General features: G+C 55.4%; 23 protein-coding genes. 1 reads left to right on the plus strand and 22 read right to left on the minus strand.

Annotation, left to right across the window (positions count from 1 at the left end):
* Positions 1-153: 153 nt before the first annotated feature.
* The 10 genes from NST29_RS12195 to spoIIGA form a co-directional block, all read right to left on the minus strand.
* Positions 154-666, minus strand: coding sequence for a DivIVA domain-containing protein (locus NST29_RS12195; RefSeq protein WP_131385764.1), 513 nt, complete (start codon positions 664-666; stop codon positions 154-156).
* 75 nt (positions 667-741) lie between these two features.
* Complete coding sequence (locus NST29_RS12200) at positions 742-1,515, minus strand: RNA-binding protein (RefSeq protein ID WP_061912694.1); 774 nt, start codon at positions 1,513-1,515, stop codon at positions 742-744.
* Between the two features lie 140 nt (positions 1,516-1,655).
* Positions 1,656-1,928 (minus strand): YggT family protein, encoded by a 273-nt coding sequence (locus tag NST29_RS12205; protein WP_033022236.1) that lies wholly within the window; start codon positions 1,926-1,928, stop codon positions 1,656-1,658.
* A 3-nt stretch (positions 1,929-1,931) separates the two neighbouring features.
* Positions 1,932-2,363, minus strand: coding sequence for a cell division protein SepF (locus NST29_RS12210; RefSeq protein WP_061912693.1), 432 nt, complete (start codon positions 2,361-2,363; stop codon positions 1,932-1,934).
* Between the two features lie 12 nt (positions 2,364-2,375).
* Positions 2,376-3,050, minus strand: coding sequence for a YggS family pyridoxal phosphate-dependent enzyme (locus NST29_RS12215; protein WP_061912692.1), 675 nt, complete (start codon positions 3,048-3,050; stop codon positions 2,376-2,378).
* Positions 3,051-3,052: 2 nt separating this feature from the next.
* The gene (gene pgeF / locus NST29_RS12220; protein WP_235598033.1) at positions 3,053-3,907 is read right to left on the minus strand and encodes a peptidoglycan editing factor PgeF; all 855 of its coding nucleotides are present in this window, start codon (positions 3,905-3,907) and stop codon (positions 3,053-3,055) included.
* A 214-nt stretch (positions 3,908-4,121) separates the two neighbouring features.
* The gene (locus NST29_RS12225) at positions 4,122-4,370 is read right to left on the minus strand and encodes a YlmC/YmxH family sporulation protein (RefSeq protein WP_033022226.1); all 249 of its coding nucleotides are present in this window, start codon (positions 4,368-4,370) and stop codon (positions 4,122-4,124) included.
* A 95-nt stretch (positions 4,371-4,465) separates the two neighbouring features.
* Positions 4,466-5,245 carry an RNA polymerase sporulation sigma factor SigG gene (gene sigG / locus NST29_RS12230; RefSeq protein ID WP_033022326.1) on the minus strand — a complete coding sequence of 260 codons (780 nt, stop codon included), beginning with the start codon at positions 5,243-5,245 and terminating at the stop codon, positions 4,466-4,468.
* Positions 5,246-5,364: 119 nt separating this feature from the next.
* A complete protein-coding gene (sigE, locus tag NST29_RS12235; RefSeq protein ID WP_033022225.1) occupies positions 5,365-6,084 on the minus strand; it encodes an RNA polymerase sporulation sigma factor SigE in 720 nt (239 codons plus the stop codon).
* 113 nt (positions 6,085-6,197) lie between these two features.
* Positions 6,198-7,112, minus strand: a complete 915-nt coding sequence (spoIIGA, locus tag NST29_RS12240; RefSeq protein WP_033022224.1) for a sigma-E processing peptidase SpoIIGA — start codon at positions 7,110-7,112, stop codon at positions 6,198-6,200.
* Between the two features lie 79 nt (positions 7,113-7,191).
* Here spoIIGA and NST29_RS12245 point away from each other — a divergent pair, with 79 nt between their 5' ends.
* A complete protein-coding gene (locus NST29_RS12245; RefSeq protein WP_033022222.1) occupies positions 7,192-7,452 on the plus strand; it encodes a hypothetical protein in 261 nt (86 codons plus the stop codon).
* Positions 7,453-7,650: 198 nt separating this feature from the next.
* Here NST29_RS12245 and ftsZ read toward each other — a convergent pair whose 3' ends face one another.
* The 12 genes from ftsZ to NST29_RS12305 all read right to left on the minus strand — a co-directional run bounded on the left by ftsZ (position 7,651) and on the right by NST29_RS12305 (position 18,406).
* A complete protein-coding gene (gene ftsZ / locus NST29_RS12250) occupies positions 7,651-8,778 on the minus strand; it encodes a cell division protein FtsZ (protein ID WP_033022220.1) in 1,128 nt (375 codons plus the stop codon).
* 26 nt (positions 8,779-8,804) lie between these two features.
* Positions 8,805-10,073, minus strand: coding sequence for a cell division protein FtsA (ftsA, locus tag NST29_RS12255; protein ID WP_033022325.1), 1,269 nt, complete (start codon positions 10,071-10,073; stop codon positions 8,805-8,807).
* Between the two features lie 46 nt (positions 10,074-10,119).
* Positions 10,120-10,263: a hypothetical protein gene (locus NST29_RS12260; protein WP_156102707.1), complete on the minus strand. Its 144-nt coding sequence runs from the start codon at positions 10,261-10,263 to the stop codon at positions 10,120-10,122.
* Entirely contained in the window at positions 10,250-10,612 is a 363-nt protein-coding gene (locus NST29_RS12265; protein ID WP_033022217.1) for a small basic family protein, read from the minus strand. Before NST29_RS12265 ends, NST29_RS12260 begins: the two co-directional genes overlap by 14 nt.
* A gap of 1 nt (position 10,613) precedes the next feature.
* On the minus strand, positions 10,614-11,273 hold the full coding sequence (locus NST29_RS12270; protein WP_051962810.1) for a DUF881 domain-containing protein: 660 nt from the start codon (positions 11,271-11,273) through the stop codon (positions 10,614-10,616).
* Positions 11,274-11,343: 70 nt separating this feature from the next.
* A complete protein-coding gene (locus tag NST29_RS12275; protein ID WP_033843487.1) occupies positions 11,344-12,048 on the minus strand; it encodes a DUF881 domain-containing protein in 705 nt (234 codons plus the stop codon).
* The gene (divIB, locus tag NST29_RS12280; protein WP_033843486.1) at positions 12,029-12,814 is read right to left on the minus strand and encodes a cell division protein DivIB; all 786 of its coding nucleotides are present in this window, start codon (positions 12,812-12,814) and stop codon (positions 12,029-12,031) included. Before divIB ends, NST29_RS12275 begins: the two co-directional genes overlap by 20 nt.
* A 201-nt stretch (positions 12,815-13,015) precedes the next feature.
* Positions 13,016-14,116, minus strand: a complete 1,101-nt coding sequence (gene spoVE / locus NST29_RS12285) for a stage V sporulation protein E (RefSeq protein WP_033843484.1) — start codon at positions 14,114-14,116, stop codon at positions 13,016-13,018.
* Positions 14,117-14,169: 53 nt separating this feature from the next.
* A complete protein-coding gene (murD, locus tag NST29_RS12290) occupies positions 14,170-15,525 on the minus strand; it encodes a UDP-N-acetylmuramoyl-L-alanine--D-glutamate ligase (protein WP_339232202.1) in 1,356 nt (451 codons plus the stop codon).
* The gene (gene mraY, locus NST29_RS12295; protein WP_033022205.1) at positions 15,526-16,500 is read right to left on the minus strand and encodes a phospho-N-acetylmuramoyl-pentapeptide-transferase; all 975 of its coding nucleotides are present in this window, start codon (positions 16,498-16,500) and stop codon (positions 15,526-15,528) included. It lies immediately after the preceding gene.
* Positions 16,485-16,940 carry a hypothetical protein gene (locus NST29_RS12300; protein ID WP_033022203.1) on the minus strand — a complete coding sequence of 152 codons (456 nt, stop codon included), beginning with the start codon at positions 16,938-16,940 and terminating at the stop codon, positions 16,485-16,487. Before NST29_RS12300 ends, mraY begins: the two co-directional genes overlap by 16 nt.
* Positions 16,937-18,406 (minus strand): UDP-N-acetylmuramoyl-L-alanyl-D-glutamate--2,6-diaminopimelate ligase, encoded by a 1,470-nt coding sequence (locus NST29_RS12305; protein ID WP_033022322.1) that lies wholly within the window; start codon positions 18,404-18,406, stop codon positions 16,937-16,939. The genes NST29_RS12300 and NST29_RS12305 overlap by 4 nt, the downstream gene beginning before the upstream one ends.
* Between the last annotated feature and the right edge of the window lie 7 nt (positions 18,407-18,413).

The raw sequence follows: 18,413 nt of genomic DNA on the forward strand, positions 1-18,413 counted from the left end.
AGATCCATGGGCAGTGATCTGCCCTCCACCCAGGGATGAAAATCCGCGTCAGGCCTGCATTTTCACAGAAACGTGAAGAGCTGTGCCTCAACGGCGATCAAACGAGCCGCGAGATTTTTTGCCAATTATTATAGCGGAAATGCCTTCCGTTCGTCAAGGCTGTGACAGCGGTTCTTTCGCCCCTTCTTCCCAATCCGGCGCTTCATACTCCATCAGCTCGTCCCAATCGCGGCTGTTGATCATATCGAGCTGGGCCTCGACCAACATGCGGAAACGGGCGCGGAACACTTTCGACTGCCGCTTCAGCTCCTCGATCTCGAGGGCGATTTTCCGCGATTTCGCCAATGCATCGCTGATGATGCGCTCGGCGTTTTTTTCCGCCTCTTTAATGATCAGCTTCGCCTCTTTTTGCGCGTTTCGCTTGACTTCCTCAGCCGCTTCTTGGGCGACGAGAATCGACTTGTTTAGCGTTTCCTCAATATTGGAAAAATAGTTCAGCTTCTCTGTCAGCTCCGCTACTTTATCTTCGAGCTGCTTTTTCTCGCGAATGAGCATTTCGTAATCTTTAATGATTTGATCCAAAAACTCGTTGACTTCATCCTCATCATATCCGCGAAATCCACGGCTGAATTCCTTGTTGTGAATATCCAATGGCGTTAACGGCACAGCGGCCACCTCCGTCTTCATCGTTCCTTTTCTTCTTTGTTCGACAAGGTTTGCCGATTTCCTGCTGCCATTTGATTATTTTTGCCAACCGATGCGCACGAGCCAGCGCTCTTTCTTTGTCGGCCCTTCCACAGCCATTAGCTTGCAGCGGCCAAACCCGCGCGCCGACAATACATCGCCTGGGCCGCAGAGAAAATCGGGCTTGTCCACCACTTTCCAGTTGACTTTGACAAGCCCGTTTTCCACCAGCGCCCGCGCTTTCTCGCGCGCGAGACGGAACGCCTGGGCAAGCAGCGCATCCAGTCGAAGCGAAGAGACGGTCACCGTCCCTTCTTGCCATCGTTCTTCAACCGGCAAGACAGCGGAAAGCGGCAGCGGCTCCAACGCCACCGGAGCTTTGCCGATCGCTTCGATGTGCAGACGGACGTAGTCGGCGACTTCGGCAGCGGCAAAAAATTGAATGTCCGAACCTTGAACAAGGACGTCGCCAAATTTGCCCCGCCGCAATCCGAGCGACATGAGCGCGCCGAGAACATCGCGATGCCCGAGGGAGACGAATTTCACCGGATAACGAACGGCAAAAAGCGCGATCTCATAATCGTTTTCCTCCGGGGCAAAATAGGGCGGATAAAGCAGCCCACGCTTGCGTTCGGCAAACGAAGCCCCGCCAAAAAACGAAACGCGCACGTCCCCGCCGCTGCCGATGAGGCTTTGCACGATCTGCTGCTCGCGCGGATCGAGAAAATCGGTGAGCTTCGGAGCGTATTGGCGGCTCACCATCTCCTTCCACTCGAGCACTTGATCGATGAACGGGCGCTCCTCTTGGCGAAAATGCTGATACCATTCCATCAAAATTCACCTTGCTTTCCTCAACGAAAGACAGACATATTGTCCGTTCCGCTTCCAACACCGGCGCAAGACCGGCCCGGGCAACGAGCGGGCGATGCCCTTCCCCGCCAACCCGATCGGTTCAGCCGCCAACGCCGCCCCTAAATTTGCGCTTGCAGAATGTCAAACAAGGCATAAAGCCCCCTCGTGGCGAACTCAAGGACAAGAAAGGCGATGATCGGTGAAATGTCGATGATGCCAAGCGGCGGAATGACGCGTCGAAACGGCTCTAAATACGGCTCGCAAATAGTAGCGAGCAGCTGACCGAACCGCGAGTCGCGCGCATTCGGAAACCACGACATCAAAATGTAAATGATCAAGGCGTACGAATACACTTGAATCAACGTCGTCAAAAATGTAAGCACATAATCCAAGCGCTACCACCTCTTCATCGGTCTGTCATCCTCGCTGTCAAGCGAAATCGAACCGCTGACATCGACATTTTCCGGCGTGCATAAAAAAATTTTCGCGCCGACTTGCTGAATGTCGCCGCCAATGGCGTACACGGTGCCGCTTAAAAAGTCGACGATCCGCTTCGCCTGTTCGTGCTGAATGCGCTGCAAATTCACGATGACGGCGCGCCGGCTTTTCAAATGGTCGGCAATCTCCTGCGCCTCGGCATACACGCGCGGCTCGACAAGCACGACTTTCGCCGATTTTTGCACGCTTTGCAAGCTGACAACGTTCGATTTGCTCGCCGTTTTCGGCGCCGGCGCTTCCTCTTCCGGCTGCGACGCTTCGTACTCTTCTTCATAGTCTTCGTAATCTTCTTCTAAAAAATAATCACGAAATTTTTTCATCAATCCCACCGAATCCACCTCCTACAGTGATCCAACTAGTGCGCTGCCGATGCGGATCCATGTCGCTCCTTCCTCAACCGCGATCACGTAATCGTTCGACATGCCCATCGACAGCTCGGTGCATGGCGCATGAGCCCAGCCGAACTCCTGAACGCGCTCCTTCAGCACCCGCAAACGGCGGAAGCAGGAGCGCAGCACCGCCTCGTCATCCGTGTGCGGCGCCATCGTCATCAATCCGACTACCTCGATGCGGGAAAACGAGCGAAGCTGCTCGATAAACGGGATCGTCTCCTCGGGAGCGAGTCCGTGTTTCGTCGCCTCGCCGGATACGTTCACCTGCACAAAACATTTCACCGGCCGCGCCGCCCGCTTCTCGATCTCTTTGGCGAGCGACAGGCGATCGAGCGAATGAATGTAATCGACTTTGTCGATGACCTCTTTCACCTTGCGCGATTGAAGCGTTCCGATAAAATGCCATGTCGCTCGATTGCCGAGCGCTTCGTATTTCTCGAGCAGCTGCTCGGAACGGTTTTCACCCAAGTCGCCGATGCCAGCATGGAGCACTTCTTGCGCCCTTGCCGCATCCACATATTTCGTGACGGCGATGATGCGTACGTCGGCCGGGTTGCGGCCAACGCGCGCGCAAGCCGCTTCCACTTGTCGGCGGATGAGAGCCAAGTTGTCGCGCACCGTCATGATCATTCCTCCCTTCGGCCGATGAACGCCACCATTCTTCCGGTCGTCCCGCGGTCGCGGCGGTGGGAAAAAAACAGCGTTTCCTCACAGCTTGTACAGCGCTCGGACACCCAAATTTGGCTGTTCGGAACACCGGCGGCGAGCAACTGAAGCCGATTGGCTTCCTTGAGATCGAGGGCATATTGCCCACGGCTTGTTTCCCGCCATGGCAGCGGGCAATCCTTCGGAAGAGTCGCGCGCAAACCGGCGATCACCCGATCATCGACCGTGTAGCAGCACGGACCGATAGCGGGGCCAATGGCGACATAGATGGCGTCTGGCTCCACCCGTTCTTGGTACCGCCAATGCTGCACCATCTTTGGGGCAATCCCGCGCGCCGTTCCCCGCCAGCCGGCATGAACAAGGCCGAACAGTCCCGCCGACGGCGCCGCCAAGTAAACGGGCACGCAATCAGCGAAACAAAGAGCCAACAACACCCCCGACTCCGCTGTGTACAACCCGTCAACGCCCGGGATGGCGGTGCCCCAATCATCGGTCCCTTTTCCGCGGTCGTGTTTGGTCACTTTCTGAATCTCGGCACCGTGCACCTGCTCGCCACACACCCAATGCTCAAGCGGAAAAGCGAGCCATTCTCCGAGGCGGCGGCGATTGTTGACGACAGCCGCGCGCTCGTCGCCGACATGCAGCCCCATATTGAGCGAGGCAAACGCCCCTTTGCTTTCTCCTCCTTGTTTTGTCGTCATCCCAACGACCGCCCCAGCAAACGGGGGTGCCGTACAGCGGAGCCAGCCGTGGGAGTCGTGTTGAAACACATCCGGCATTCGCGTCAACTCCACGCCTGTTTGTCGTTTTTTCATCACTTTTTTTCCTATTTTATCATAGTTTGTTGACGGATGATAACCTTTATTTGTGATTTTGTCGAAATCTTGCCGGTGATGTCGCGAAACGTAGCGCTGCGGCAGCCGAGTGCCGATCCCTCCGCCCTATCAACATTGCACCCCAAAACGCCGGGCGAAGCGGGGACAACGGGCCGGCACGCGGACGCGTCCCCCATGCCTGCGGGCGTGTTGTTCATCCCCCATCGGCATCGTGAAGGCGAACTAAAATGACATCAGCACCAATTTTGACAATGTTTTGCCACGGAATGACGATCGCTTCCTCGCGCCCGAACAGCCCAAGCATTTTTCCGGCGCCTAGAATGATGAGCGAACGAATTTTGCCCGTATCTAAATCGATGTCAATATCGCCAATATTGCCAAGCTTTTTTCCGTTGGCCACATTGACGACATCTTTCGTCTGAAACTCGGAAATTCTCATCATCGATTCTTCCCCGCCTTTCCTCTTCCCTCTCTTTCATCTATATGACGGGCGCGGAACGGTTATGTACCAAAGAAAAAAGGCTGCCTAGGCAGCCGTTACACTTGAATGTTTTTGTTCATTTGCCGGATCGCCGCTTTTTCTAGCCTTGACACTTGCGCTTGGGAAATACCGATTTCCTCGGCTACTTCCATTTGCGTTTTTCCTTGGAAAAACCGTTTCCGAATGATCATTTTTTCCCGCTCATTCAGCCGCCGCAACCCTTCCTTGAGGGCGATCTCTTCAATCCATTGGCTGTCACGGTGGCGCTCGTCGCTCAGCTGATCCATCACGTAAATCGGGTCGCCGCCATCATTGTAAATCGGCTCAAACAATGAAACCGGATCTTGAATGGCATCAAGGGCGAAAACGACTTCTTCATGGGCAACGCCAAGCTCTTTCGCGATCTCTTCTGTCGAAGGCTCTTTCGCCGTCTCGCTCATGAGCCGCTCCCGCACTTGCAACGCTTTGTAGGCGATGTCGCGCAGCGAGCGGGAGACGCGGATCGGGTTGTTGTCGCGCAAATAGCGGCGAATCTCGCCAATAATCATGGGAACCGCATAGGTGGAAAATTTCACGTTTTGATTGAGGTCAAAATTATCGATCGATTTCATAAGTCCGATGCAGCCGACTTGGAATAAATCATCTACAAACTCGCCGCGGTTGTTGAAGCGCTGAATGACGCTCAACACGAGGCGTAAATTGCCGTTGACTAGTTTTTCCCTCGCTTCTAAATCCCCTTCGTGCATCCGCCGAAACAGTTCACGCATTTCCTCGTTTTTGAGGACGGGAAGCTTCGAAGTATCTACGCCGCAAATCTCGACTTTGTTCCTTGTCAAGTTGTTCCCTCCCATCAGGAGATGCTAAGTCGTCAGTTTTCAGTATCTCCTCGGGAGGGAAAAATATGCACAGCCTGTCCAACATGGAAAAAGCGGCGAAGCCTCGCCCCGCCGCCTGTCTACATCATTTTATTAAATTCTTTGCGCAACCGCTTAATGATCCGCTTCTCCAACCGCGATATGTACGATTGCGAGATGCCGAGCAAATCAGCGACATCTTTTTGCGTTTTTTCTTCACCGCCTGACAGGCCAAAACGCAGCTCCATAATTTGCTTCTCACGATCGCTCAGCTGGCGCAAGGCGTTGAGCAGCAGGCGCCGGTCGACGTCCGCTTCCAAGTCTTTCGTAATGACGTCGTCTTCTGTGCCAAGCACATCGGACAGCAGCAGTTCATTGCCGTCCCAATCGATATTCAACGGCTCATCAAACGATACTTCGGCCCGCACTTTATTGTTGCGGCGCAAATACATTAAAATTTCGTTTTCAATGCAGCGGGAGGCGTATGTGGCCAGCTTGATCTTTTTCTCCGGGTTGAACGTGTTGACCGCTTTGATGAGGCCGATCGTTCCGATGCTGATCAAATCTTCAATGTGAATGCCGGTGTTCTCAAACTTGCGCGCGATGTAAACGACGAGGCGCAAGTTGCGCTCAATAAGCAGCGATCTGGCCGTCTCATCGCCAGCGGCAAGCCGCGCGATCAGCTGCTCTTCCTCCTCTTTTGTCAGCGGCGGGGGAAGCGCCTCACTGCCGCCGATATAATAAATTTCATCCGCCTTCAGGCCGATTTTCGCCAGCAGCTTATACAGCCAGTACATGAAACGAAATTTCCATCTTTTCATGAAAATCCCCCTTCTAAACGCATCAAAAGCGAGTATGATATAGTAACGAGCTACGAAACCGACTGTTTTTTCCCATTAAGCACGGCCTACCGCTCCGGCAGGCCAAGAAGCGCCTACGAAGCCGTTACGTTCCTTCCCGTCTGCACCATTTTCGGATGGACGATGCAGTCATACTCCCCATCGGCTGACAACGGTTCCGTGCTGAGCGCGACGAGCCCGTGCGCCACCTCCAGCCACTCGTTTTCATACCGCAGCATTACGCCATCCGGCTTAATGGCCATCATCCATTGCGGGCCGCTGCCAACGGAGCGATACGGGATGAGGCGAAGACGGTCCATCCATCGTTCTGGAAGAGCGTCTAAGGACGCATGGCTGCCGAGGCAAACGAGCAAGTCTTCCGGCAGCACCCCTTTCGCTTTTTCCCGCTCCACCACCATCACCGGCGTTTTCGTCAGGGGATCGACGAGCTGATTTCCGCTGTCGATCAAGCCGCGGAGCGCGAGCGTTCGCCCGTCCCAGATGACGGTGACGTCGATGATATGCTCAAACCGAAGTTTTTTTTCGCGAATCGCTTCCACACGGCGGCGCGAAAACAGCCATAAAACTGGAAACCCGACGATCACAAACAGCCAGCTGATCGGGTCGCCCGCTCCGGGCTGGCGCATGAAAAGAAGCCCTTGCCGAACCGACCAATGCTGGGCGAAAAAGTAATGGACCGCCAGCATGCCGCCGCCGACAGCGAAGGTAGCAAAATAAAACGCTAGCATGTTTTCAAGCAAATAACGCGGCCGCTTAAAACCGAAAGCGGCGAGCACAATCAGCACCGACACGCCGATTTTGCTCAGCGGATGTTGGGCGATGGCGGCAGCAGGGGTGAATAACAGCACCACGAGCATGGAGCCGATGAGCGCTCCGGCCAACAATCGCCACCAGACGATCGGCCGCTTGAGCATAAGCGCCGTCAGCCACAGAAGCAGCGCGTCAAAGCAAACGTTTAGCAGCCAAATGACATCGAGATAGACGACCAAAACAAAAGCCCTCCCCCGCCCCCAGCGGCTTTGTCTGAAACAAGTATATAGCACCTGCCAGCAGGAAGTCTGTCAATCGGTGGCCGTGAAAAAAAGGATGTTTTGTCAAAGCGAAGGGAATCGCGGCAGATCAACGGCAAGCGCCAAGGAGCCGTTTCGTTTCGTGTCGCATCATGCCAAGGGGAACGAAAAGAGAAGCCGAAAAACCCAAGAGCGCGGCCGCCTGACCGTGTTTGCTAAAACAAGCGGCAGCCAAATGAAAAGAAGCGCCCGCCGCACGCCCCCTTGCGGTCCGTTCCCCACCGATGCCAAGAGGCGGCAAGCACACGTCAACACCTAAGCAAAAAAAACGAGGGTGTCCCGAAAGGATCGAGACACCCTCTTTCGTTGCTATATATACGGGCTGACTGCTTCTGCCGCACGATACGTTGCGCCAATCTTGAAGAGAGATAACCTTTTGGGTCAGCCTCTCTTTCATCGCTATAGGCGGTTGCTGTCGTCCGTTGCCGTCCGCAGCTGCTACTATCTGCGGCCGCTGCTAGCGGCGACGGTTGCGGTTTCGCAAGAAGGCGGGAATATCGAGCGGGTCTTCCGCTTGCCCCGAACGGAGCGCCGCGTAATCTTGCGCCGGTTCGTCGCGCTTTTCCCGTTTCGGTGCTGGCGCGGCCTTCGTTGCCGTGCCGATGCGCGGCGGACGCGACTGCGAAGCGACGTTTTCGTTGAATCCGGTCGCGATGACCGTCACGATGATTTCATCCTTTAAGTTCTCGTTAATCACGGAACCGAAGATCATGTTCACTTCCTGATCGGCCGCCGAAGCGACGATATCGGCCGCTTCCTGCACCTCATACAAACTCAAGTTCATCCCGCCGGTGATGTTCATGAGCACCCCTTGCGCGCCATCGATGGACGTTTCGAGCAACGGGCTGGAGATGGCCTTTTTCGCCGCCTCCGCCGCCCGGTTTTCCCCGCTGGCGATGCCAATCCCCATCAATGCCGAGCCTTTATTGGACATGATCGTTTTCACATCGGCGAAGTCAAGGTTGATGAGCCCCGGCACGGCGATCAAGTCGGATATGCCTTGCACCCCTTGGCGCAATACGTTGTCCGCTTCGCGGAACGCCTCGAGCATCGGCGTGTTTTTGTCCACAATTTCGAGCAGCCGATCGTTAGGGATGACGATGAGCGTGTCGACCGCTTCCTTCATGGCGGCGATGCCGCTGGCCGCTTGAGTTGCGCGTTTCCGCCCTTCAAAGGTGAACGGACGGGTCACGACACCGACCGTCAGCGCCCCTAATTCACGGGCGATTTGGGCGATGACCGGCGCTGCTCCCGTTCCCGTGCCGCCGCCCATGCCGGCGGTGACAAACACCATGTCGGCGCCGCGCAGCGCCTCTTCGATTTGCTCCTTGCTCTCCTCAGCCGCTTTTTTTCCCACTTCCGGGTTCGCCCCCGCACCTAAGCCGCGTGTCAGCTTTGCCCCGATTTGCAGCTTGATCGGCGCTTTTGACAAGTTGAGCGCCTGCGCATCGGTATTGACTGCGATAAATTCGACACCTTGCACCCCGTGCTCAATCATTCGATTCACGGCGTTGTTGCCGCCGCCCCCGACCCCAATCACCTTGATCGTTGCCAACTGATCAACCGTTGTCTCAAACTCCAACATTGCCGAATCCTCCTACATTTCAATCTCTATTCGAAGAAAGAACCGAAAAATCGTTTGACTTTCCTTCCGAAATGGTCCTCTTTCTTTTTGGGCTTCATCTGCTGTTTCGGCGCGGGGCGGTCCGCCGGCTCCGCGGCAGCAGCGGCCGGGACCGCTTTCCCTTGCAGCTGCGCCTGCCGATAGGCGAACTTGAGCAGCCCGACGCCAACCGTATATTGCGGGTCACGCACGCCGATATAGTCTGGCATGGCAACGCGAACGCTTGTCCCGAGCACCATATGGGCCAATTCAAGCAGCCCCGGCAGATTGGCCACGCCGCCGGTCAGCACATAGCCGCCGGGAAGATCGCGAAACCCGAGCCGGCGCACTTCCTGCTGGACCATTTGCAGCATTTCTTCCGCTCGCGCTTCAATAATGTCAGCAATCTCGAGCTGACTGAACTGTTGGTGCTGATCCGTGCCCATGATCGGGACGCTGAACACTTCCTCTTCAGAAGCGTAATCGTAGCACGCATGCCCGTGCTTCAGTTTGATTTTTTCCGCGTCATCCGTTGTCGTTCGCAACCCGATCGCCAAATCTTTCGTAATATGCTCGCCGCCGACCGGCAGCGAGGAAACGGCTTGAAGCGCCCCTTGTTCAAAGACGGCTACCGTTGTCGAGCCGCCCCCAAGATCGACCAACGCCGCTCCCAAATGCCGCTCGTCATCGGACAGCGCAAGCGAGCCGGCGGCTAGCGGCTGAAGGCAAATGTCGCTGATCTCCAAGCCGGCTCGCTCCACGCAGCGAAGAAGATTATGTAACACGGTCTTCGCGCCAGTGATCATAGTCCCTTCCATTTCCAGACGGACGCCGAGCATGCCGCGCGGGTCATGAATACCGTCCAGTCCATCGACGATAAACTGGCGCGGAACGACGCCAATAATCTCCCGATCGGGGGGAATCGAGACGACTTGAGCCGCATCGATGACGCGCGCGACATCTTCATCGCTGATTTCACGGTTTTCGCTTGCCACCGCCACGATGCCATGGCAATCATGAAGCTGAATATGGCTTCCTGCCACCCCGACGATAACGCGGCGAATCGACAATCCGACCATCCGTTCCGCTTGTTCGACCGCGCGCTTGATGGAATGCACCGTTTTATCTATATCAACAATCGCACCTTTTTTCAGCCCTTCTGATTTGACATTGCCAATTCCCATAATATTGATGGAGCTTCCTAGCATTTCTCCGATGATGACTTTGACGCTCGATGTTCCCACATCTAAGCTCACGACGATCTCATTGCTGCTCATCTTTTGGCATCTGCCTACTAAAAACGCGCCGGTGCCGGCCGGCGTTTCAGTAAGCAGCGACACCTCCTTTTTCGGCTGAAATTTCCCCACTCTTTTCATCTATGAACGGTTGTTTCGTTTGCTCGTTTTCTTTCATAAATAATTCAACACGCGAAAAGACTTTCCCTGTCGTTCGCTTAACTTTTTTCACGATTTTGCCGCCGCTTCGCCCACTCGGCAAGCCAAAGGCGGCGGATGATGGCCATGTTCTGAAAAAGGCGAACGCCGAAAGCAAACACGGCTGCTAAGTACAAGTCTACACCAAGATGCACCCCAAGAAAAGTTAAAGTTGCAGCAAGAACAATGTTGAAAAAAAATCCCGTTATAAATACCATTTCGTCATACGTTTGCTGCAAATGGGCGCGCCACCCTCCTATTAATGTATCAAAGGCAGCCAAAATGGCAATCGATAAATAACTGGAATAGGCATCGGGAACTTCCCAGCCGGCAAGAACGCCGATGGCAAACCCAAGCAGCAAGCCAAGAAGCGGCAGCCACATCCTATTTCCCCTCCTTGCCGGCGTTGACCGTTTCCATATACTTGACATTTGGCCGCGCGGAAGCAGGCGGAAGGACAACGGTTGGTTGAGGGGGAGAGATCGCCAAGTCCAGATTTTCAACGGCAAAGTCATCGCGAATCGGGGAAACAGACAATCCGCTGTACAGCTTATCGACATCATCGGCCATCACTTTGACGGTGGTGGGCAGCCCCACGGGGCGGAGCCCGACTTTGGTGATGCCGTTGACGTCGCGAATCGCCGTCCCATTCGTCAGCCGCTCCCCACCGATTTCGATTTCTTTCGCTCCGTACTTATTCAACTCGTTGACCAGCCGTTGCAGCAGCTCCGGCGACACGGTTGCCGCGACCGGCCCAACATAGCCGGCAAGCGGCGCGATCGTCAGCACAACACCGGGGCCTTTTGCTTCCGTCAGCCCGGCCGCTTCGCGAAGTTCGGCGACGGTCGTCTCGAGCGCCTCTGCCCCGCCTGTCGCTTCTTTTTGTCGATAGTAGCGCAGCCGCTCCTCATACTTTTCAAGCTCGTCAAGCAGCTGCTGTTCTAGTTTCTGCTCTTTCGTCAAATCAGCGCGCAGCTGCCAAATGTCGCGCGTGTCGCGTCCTTCTGCAGGCAGCGTCGTGCGCAGCCCCACCGCGATCATCATGCCAAACACGGCGGCGACTCCGGCAAAATACAGCTGTCTTTTTGGGTGCAATGCGCTTCACCACCCTTCCTTATGGCTTGGGCGCAAAAATCGGATCAAGAACGATCGCCTCTTGCTTTTCCACCTTCACATCGACATGGTCTTCAACGAGCTGATCGACAACGCCGCCAGGGAGTCCGAGCGCGGAGGCGAGCACATCCGGATTGCCGATCGCCGAAATGACAAACGGGGCCGCATGCGGCGTCCCATCCACTTCAATGACGGGGCCGTTGCAAACGATGTACGAACGATGGGAAATGCGCTGCCCGTTAATGGCAACGGCTTCAGCGCCGGAGATGAGCAGCTCATGAACAACGCTCCAGACGTGCTGTTCGTGAACGATGTAATCGGTAGCGCTCGCTTCAGAGGGGATATAAGAGGAATCGGAAAGCGTGACTGCAACGCCTTTCCCTTTCACCCTCGCTTTTCCGATATACATGCGCAGCTGTTTCGCTTCCTCTGCCAACCCGGCTTCGCTTTCCTGCTTCTCGGAAAGCTTTTTCTCCCATGCGGCCAGCTCCTCTTGTTTTTGAACAAGCTGTTGCTTGAGCGATCGGTTTTCCTTTTGCAAAGAAAGAAGCGCCGAACGATATTCATACTCTTTGTTCCACTCGCCGTCCTTCCATCCGCGGTGGGACGCTTCTTTGCTGGCGTGCTGATACGAAAACCCGAGCATGGCACCGAAAATAAAGCAAATGATCGTCAGAAGGATGCGGCTACGAGCTTGGCGCTTCATCGTCATCCTCCTTTTTCGGCGGATCGTAAGGAACAAAGTAGCTGCCGACTTCCAAATGAATAACTCCTTTGACATTTCGGTCCAGCGCGGCGACAATCGCCGGATAATGCGCCAGCTTGTCGGCAAAGCGCCGAATCGTCGCGCTCACCTCATAGCCATCGTTCATATAGACGATGACGCGGTCTTCATACTCCTTCGTCGGCTTGTAATGAATTTCCGACATGGCGCCAAGCACGGCGGCCGGCAGTTCGGCAAGTTGTCCCGTCATCTCGGCAATGGCGTCGCCGTTTTTCCAGCCGACCAAAACAGGCGCATCGGTCGGCGCCGTTTTGACGCCTTCCTTCTTCAGCAGCCGCCCGTTTTCGAGCAGGGGAAAAAACGTTTGCTGATCGTATACATAGGCGATCCGCCGCCATTCGCGGACATGAATGACAAGCGTATGCGGCAGCCGCTTTTTGACCGTTACCTCTTTCACTTCCGGATGGCGGGCGATGTTCGCTTCCACCTGTTGTTCCTTCACTTTCCAAAAGCTTGTCCGCTTCGTCACACCGCTTAGGCTGATGATGCGCTCATCTGACAAATGGCGGTTGCCGCTCACTTCAATGTGCCTGACCGCGCTAAACGGCGATTGAAAATAAAGAACGCACAAGATGGCCAGAAAAAAGAAGAACAAATACGCAATCAGCCGGCGGTTCGCTTTTTGACGACGCCGCTTTTTCAACTTTGGCACGCGATCCTCTAGGACGACGACCTTTCCTTTTTCCATCGCATTCCCCGCTTTCTTTCTCCAACGCCCTGCTTTCCGCCGTTGGTCTGTTGGCCCACCCCATGAGGCCGATGCCGTTTTTTTGCATTTGTTTTCATTATATCACAAACAAAAAGCGAGCGAGAGCCTGTTTTTGCCGCATTTGCCGGCACTGTTCGACGCGCGGACGAACAAAAAAGGCGGCGGATCTTCGCCGCCTGCCTAATAGCGGGCATGCCGGCTGATGTTCAGCAGCACGCCGATGGCCATAAGCATGAGCGTCAGCGATGATCCGCCGTAGCTCAAAAACGGAAGGGTGATGCCAGTGACGGGCATTAATCCGGTCACAACGCCAATGTTGATCATCACTTGAATGGCGATCATCGAAATGATGCCAAGCGCCAAAAAGCTGCCGTACAAATCGGGCGCGCCAAGAGCGATGCGCACCCCGCGCCAGAGGAGAAGGGCAAAAAGCAATAGGACGAGCGAGCCGCCGATAAAACCGAGCTCCTCCGCCAAAATGGCGAAAATAAAATCCGTTTGCGGCTCCGGCAAGTAAAAAAACTTTTGCCGGCTTTGCCCGAGCCCGAGGCCAAACAAACCGCCCGGCCCGATGGCATACAGCGACTGAATGATCTGAAACCCGCTTCCGAGCGGGTCCTCCCACGGGTTTAAAAAGGACGTAATTCGTTTGATCCGGTACGGCGCGGATAAAACAAGGGCGGCAAACCCGGCGAGCCCCAAGATGCCAAGCCCGGCAAAATGGCTGAGGCGGGCGCCGGCGACGAAAATCATCGTCACACAAGTGCCGACCATGACCGTTCCCGTCCCTAAGTCCGGCTGCAGCATAATCATGCCGAACGCGGCAAACACGAGCAACAGCGCCGGCAGCAGTCCCTGTTTGAACGAAGGAATCTTTTTTTGGTTTTCCGATAAATATTTGGCCAAAAAGGCGATCATGGCGAGCTTCGTAAACTCAGACGGCTGAATGGAAAACGCCCCGACGCCGATCCAGCTGCGCGATCCGTTCCGCACCATGCCGATGCCGGGAATGAGCACCAAAACGAGCAGCACAAAACAAACGCCAAGCAGCACTTTCGACCAGTCGCGCCATACCCAATAATCGATGTTCATGACAAAAAACATCGCGATGACGCCAATACCTGCGAACAACAGCTGGCGCTTGGCAAAGAAAAACGAATCATTGAACTTGTATTCCGCCCAAATGGCGCTCGCGCTGTACACCATGATCAGCCCGATGGCCAGAAGCGAAAACGTTAAAAGAATGAGCAAAATATCCGGCGCAGACCTTTTCCGCGGCAATGCCCAACACCTCTATTTTTGTAAACTAGAGGGAAAGGGCTGTCCCTTTCCCTCTATTTCAACTTATGCACGGCGTTGATAAAAATGTCCCCTCTCTCCTCGAAAGTTTTGTATTGATCCCAGCTGGCGCAGGCCGGAGAGAGCAAAATGACGTCGCCCGGTTCGGAAAGCTCGAAAGCAATCGGGACGGCTTTTTCCACATTATCGACATATCGGATCGTTTCTATTCCCGCTTGTTGGGCGATGCGACCGATTTTGGCCGCCGTCTGGCCGAACAATACAACGGCCTTCACCCGTTGCAAATACGGAAGAAGATCATCAAACTCATTGCCGCGGTCAAGCCCGCCAGCGAGCAAAATGACCGGCTCGCCAGCGAACGCCGAGAGCGCCTTTTGCGTCGCCAAGATATTCGTCGCTTTCGAGTCATTGAAAAATCGCCGGCCGTCAATTTCCGCCACATACTGAAGCCGATGTTTCACGCCGGAAAACGTCGCCAGCACCCGGCGGATCGCCTCATGGCTGGCGCCGGCCAACTTGGCGGCCGCCACCGCCGCGGTGATATTCTCCAAATTGTGCTGACCTGGAAGGACGATGTCGGCGATTGGAATGACGGGCTCGCCATTCCAATAGACGGCGCCGTCTTGAACGTACGCTCCTTCGCCGAGAGGTTTCGTCGCCGAAAACAGCACTTTTTGCGCTCGAATCGACGAAGCGGCGGCCATCACAATCGGATCATCGGCATTGACGACGGCGTAATCGCGCTTCGTCTGGTTGCGGAAAATGTTGGCCTTCGCCGCCACGTACGCCTCTTTCGTTCCATGATAATCCAAATGCGCGTCAAAAATGTTGAGCAATACCGCAATGGCCGGCCGGAACTGATCAATGCCGGCGAGCTGAAACGAAGACAGCTCGGTGACGAGCCATTGTCCCGGCTTTGCCTCTCTCGCCACTTCACAGGCGACAAGGCCGATGTTGCCAGCAAGCAGCGGATCTTTTCCGTCCGCTTTTAACATTTCATAAATGAGCGTCGTCGTCGTCGTTTTTCCATTCGAGCCGGTGATGCCGATCAACGGCCCTTCGGAAATGTGGTAGGCAAGCTCCACTTCGGTGACAACCGGCAGCCCTTTTTCCAACGCCCGTTTCACCATCGGGTTCGTGTACGGAATGCCCGGGTTTTTCACGACAAGATCAAACGGCTCATCGAGCAGCTCGAGCGGGTGTCCGCCGCAAACGACGCGGACGCCAAGCTCTTTCAACTTTTGAGCCTCGGCATTTTCGGAAAGCGACTTTTGGTCATTGACAACCACATCGGCGCCCAGCTCCACAAGCAGCCGCGCCGCCGCCACTCCGCTTTTCGCTAATCCAATGACCAGCACACGACGATGTTGATAAGACAGAGTCGGTTTCAATTACATCCACACCTCGATATAAATTCCTAACATGGCGAATAACAGCCCGACCGTCCAAAATGTGACGACAATGCGCCATTCCGACCAACCGACAAGCTCATAATGGTGATGAAGCGGGCTCATGCGGAACACGCGCTTGCCGGTCATTTTGAACGAAGCGACTTGAATGATGACCGACAGCGTCTCAATGACAAACACCCCGCCGATGACGACAAGCAATAGCTCCAGTTTCGTCAAAGCGGCAACGGCCGCAATCGCGCCGCCAAGCGCCAGCGAACCGGTATCGCCCATGAACACTTTCGCGGGATGGGCATTAAACACCAAAAAGCCGAGCACCGCCCCGACAACGGCCACGCAAAAGACAGCGATGTCGTACTGCCCCTGATTCCAAGCCAGCACCGCGTAAGCTCCGAAAGCGATCGCCGCCGTCCCTGCGAGCAGTCCGTCAAGCCCGTCCGTCAAATTGACGGCGTTGGAGCTGCCGACAAGCATGAACAACAGCAGCACCCCATAAGCCACACCTAGCTCGACCGACCGATCGGTGCCAGGAATATGTAGCGCGGTGGAAAATCCGCTTTGACGGTAAACGGCAAAAAAGACCGCCGCAATGACGAGCTGGCCGATAAATTTTTGCCGGCTCGTCAAGCCAAGGTTCCGCTTCATCACCACTTTGATCAAATCATCGAGCAAACCGAGCGCCCCATAGCCGATGGTGACGAACAACAATAAGTACGTCCCTGTGGATACGGAGGTGAAATGGGGCGCCACCCATACGGTCGTCACCGCAATCGCCGCCAAAATCATGATTCCCCCCATCGTTGGGGTACCTGATTTTTTTTGATGCGACTTCGGCCCTTCTTCGCGAATGCTTTGTCCAAACTTCAACCGGCGCAAAAACGGGATTACGAGCGGCGACAAAATGACGGTGACGAAAAAGGAAACCGCCATGGCCATGATGATCATTGGCTCTCGCATACGTCTTCACATCCTTTAGCCGGCCGCACGTTCAGCCACCGCTTCTGCAAGTCGGCGAGCCGGCGGCGAACGTCCTCATCCACTGAGGCGCCATCGGGAAGGGTGAAGAAAAACTCCGCTTCCCCGGCGGCGCCGGACTGCTCCACATAGCGCGCAAACAGGGCGGCCGCCGCTTCCAGCGGCGATGGGACGAAAAAGAGCGGAAACTGGTTCGGAATGTAGCGCGGCAGCGGGTCGCCAAGCCGCCAAAACGCGCCGATCGCGCCATGTTCAATCGCCAGTTTCAACGTTTCCGCCCCGTTTTCGAGCGGCACAAACAATCCTTTTTTCACTCGTCTTGTCGGATCGACAAATACGGCATGGAAGCGAATCGTTTCATCGGCAATTCCGCGTGCCTCCGTTGCCACCGATTTCACCATCGTATACGCGATCATCGTCATCCTCTCTCCTTCAGCGCCATTCGGGCGACGGCGCGATCGTCAAACTCAATCACGTCATCGCCGATGATTTGGTACGTTTCATGCCCTTTGCCGGCGATCAGGACAACGTCCCCTTCCTGGGCGTTGTGCACCGCATAGCGAATCGCCTCTTTCCGGTCGGAGATCGTCACATACGCTCCCATGCTAGGCTCGACTCCCGCTTCCATGTCGCGCAAAATTTGCTTCGGGTCTTCCGAACGCGGATTGTCGGAAGTGAAAATGGCTAGATCGGCGAATTGCACCGCCGCCCGCGCCATCAGCGGCCGCTTCGACCGGTCACGATCACCGCCGCAGCCGATGACGACATAGACGTTCCGCTTCGCAAACTGGCGCACCGTTTTCAAGGCGTTTTCTAGACTGTCCGGCGTATGGGCGTAATCGACGATGACCGTAAAGGGTTGCCCTTCATCAACCGTTTCAAAGCGTCCCGGTACCGGCTCGACAGCAGCGAGCGCAGCGGCGATCGCTTCCAGCGGAAAACCGGAAGCGAGGCAAGCGGAAGCGGCGGCAAGAATATTATATACATTGAACGCCCCGACGAGCTTCGTTTCGACCGCGGCCGCCCCATGCGGCGTGCAAAGCCGAAACACCATTCCGCTTGGGGTCATGCGAATGTCTTCCGCCGTCACATCGCTTTTTTCGTTTATCCCGTAAGTGATGATCGGCGCTGCCGTCATATGTTTATAATATTGCGAAACCGGATCGTCATGATTCAAAACGGCAAATTTGGGGCGCTGTTCGTCATAGCGGTTGCCGAGCTGGGCAAACAACAGCCCTTTGGCATTTCGATACTCTTCCATCGTCCCATGATAATCGAGATGGTCTTGCGTCAAATTCGTAAAGACGGCCACATCATAGTCGCAGCCGTGCACCCGTCCTTGGTGCAGCGCGTGCGACGATACTTCCATCGCGGCGAACTCGACCCCTTCATCCACCATTTGTTTGAACGTGCGCTGCAGCATAAGCGACTCCGGCGTCGTATTCACCGACGGATAAGAGCGGTCGCCGATTTTGATCTGCACCGTGCCGATCAGCCCCGTCTTTTTGCCGTTGTATCTGGCAATCTGTTCAATGATCGAAGTCGTCGTCGTTTTGCCGTTTGTGCCCGTCACGCCCACCAAATGAAGGCGATGGGTCGGCTGTCCATAAAACGCATCCGCCAATATGGCCATCGCCCGCCGGCTATCCGGCACGACCACGACCGGAACGTCAACCGGAAGCGGCCGCTCAGCGACCATAGCCGCCGCGCCGCGCGCCGCCGCCTCAGCGGCAAAATCGTGGCCGTCAACCGTAAATCCCTTCAGGCAAAAAAAGAGAGAGCCAGGCTGGACGCGGCGCGAATCCATTTCGAGCGCAACGATATCCGGGTTTCCCCCGCAATGCGTCCAAAAACTAGGCAAACGGGACAATAATGTCAGCAGCTTCATGTTGGTC

Source organism: Geobacillus sp. FSL W8-0026, assembly GCF_037966255.1.
GTDB lineage: Bacteria > Bacillota > Bacilli > Bacillales > Anoxybacillaceae > Geobacillus > Geobacillus icigianus.

What these genes read in the sequence shown, in the direction of transcription:
- NST29_RS12215 (WP_061912692.1), bottom strand. Translation starts at nt 3,050, where the DNA reads ATGACGGTGCGCGACAACTTGGCTCTCATCCGCCGACAAGTGGAAGCG.
- NST29_RS12275 (WP_033843487.1), bottom strand. Translation starts at nt 12,048, where the DNA reads ATGAAGCGCCAAGCTCGTAGCCGCATCCTTCTGACGATCATTTGCTTT.
- NST29_RS12305 (WP_033022322.1), bottom strand. Translation starts at nt 18,406, where the DNA reads ATGAAGCTGCTGACATTATTGTCCCGTTTGCCTAGTTTTTGGACGCAT.
- NST29_RS12300 (WP_033022203.1), bottom strand. Translation starts at nt 16,940, where the DNA reads ATGACGATGATCGCGTATACGATGGTGAAATCGGTGGCAACGGAGGCA.
- NST29_RS12200 (WP_061912694.1), bottom strand. Translation starts at nt 1,515, where the DNA reads ATGGAATGGTATCAGCATTTTCGCCAAGAGGAGCGCCCGTTCATCGAT.
- pgeF (WP_235598033.1), bottom strand. Translation starts at nt 3,907, where the DNA reads ATGAAAAAACGACAAACAGGCGTGGAGTTGACGCGAATGCCGGATGTG.
- NST29_RS12270 (WP_051962810.1), bottom strand. Translation starts at nt 11,273, where the DNA reads ATGATGATCGCGGTGGGGCTGCGCACGACGCTGCCTGCAGAAGGACGC.
- mraY (WP_033022205.1), bottom strand. Translation starts at nt 16,500, where the DNA reads ATGCGAGAGCCAATGATCATCATGGCCATGGCGGTTTCCTTTTTCGTC.
- ftsZ (WP_033022220.1), bottom strand. Translation starts at nt 8,778, where the DNA reads ATGTTGGAGTTTGAGACAACGGTTGATCAGTTGGCAACGATCAAGGTG.
- ftsA (WP_033022325.1), bottom strand. Translation starts at nt 10,073, where the DNA reads ATGAGCAGCAATGAGATCGTCGTGAGCTTAGATGTGGGAACATCGAGC.
- NST29_RS12265 (WP_033022217.1), bottom strand. Translation starts at nt 10,612, where the DNA reads ATGTGGCTGCCGCTTCTTGGCTTGCTGCTTGGGTTTGCCATCGGCGTT.
- divIB (WP_033843486.1), bottom strand. Translation starts at nt 12,814, where the DNA reads ATGGAAAAAGGAAAGGTCGTCGTCCTAGAGGATCGCGTGCCAAAGTTG.
- NST29_RS12225 (WP_033022226.1), bottom strand. Translation starts at nt 4,370, where the DNA reads ATGATGAGAATTTCCGAGTTTCAGACGAAAGATGTCGTCAATGTGGCC.
- sigE (WP_033022225.1), bottom strand. Translation starts at nt 6,084, where the DNA reads ATGAAAAGATGGAAATTTCGTTTCATGTACTGGCTGTATAAGCTGCTG.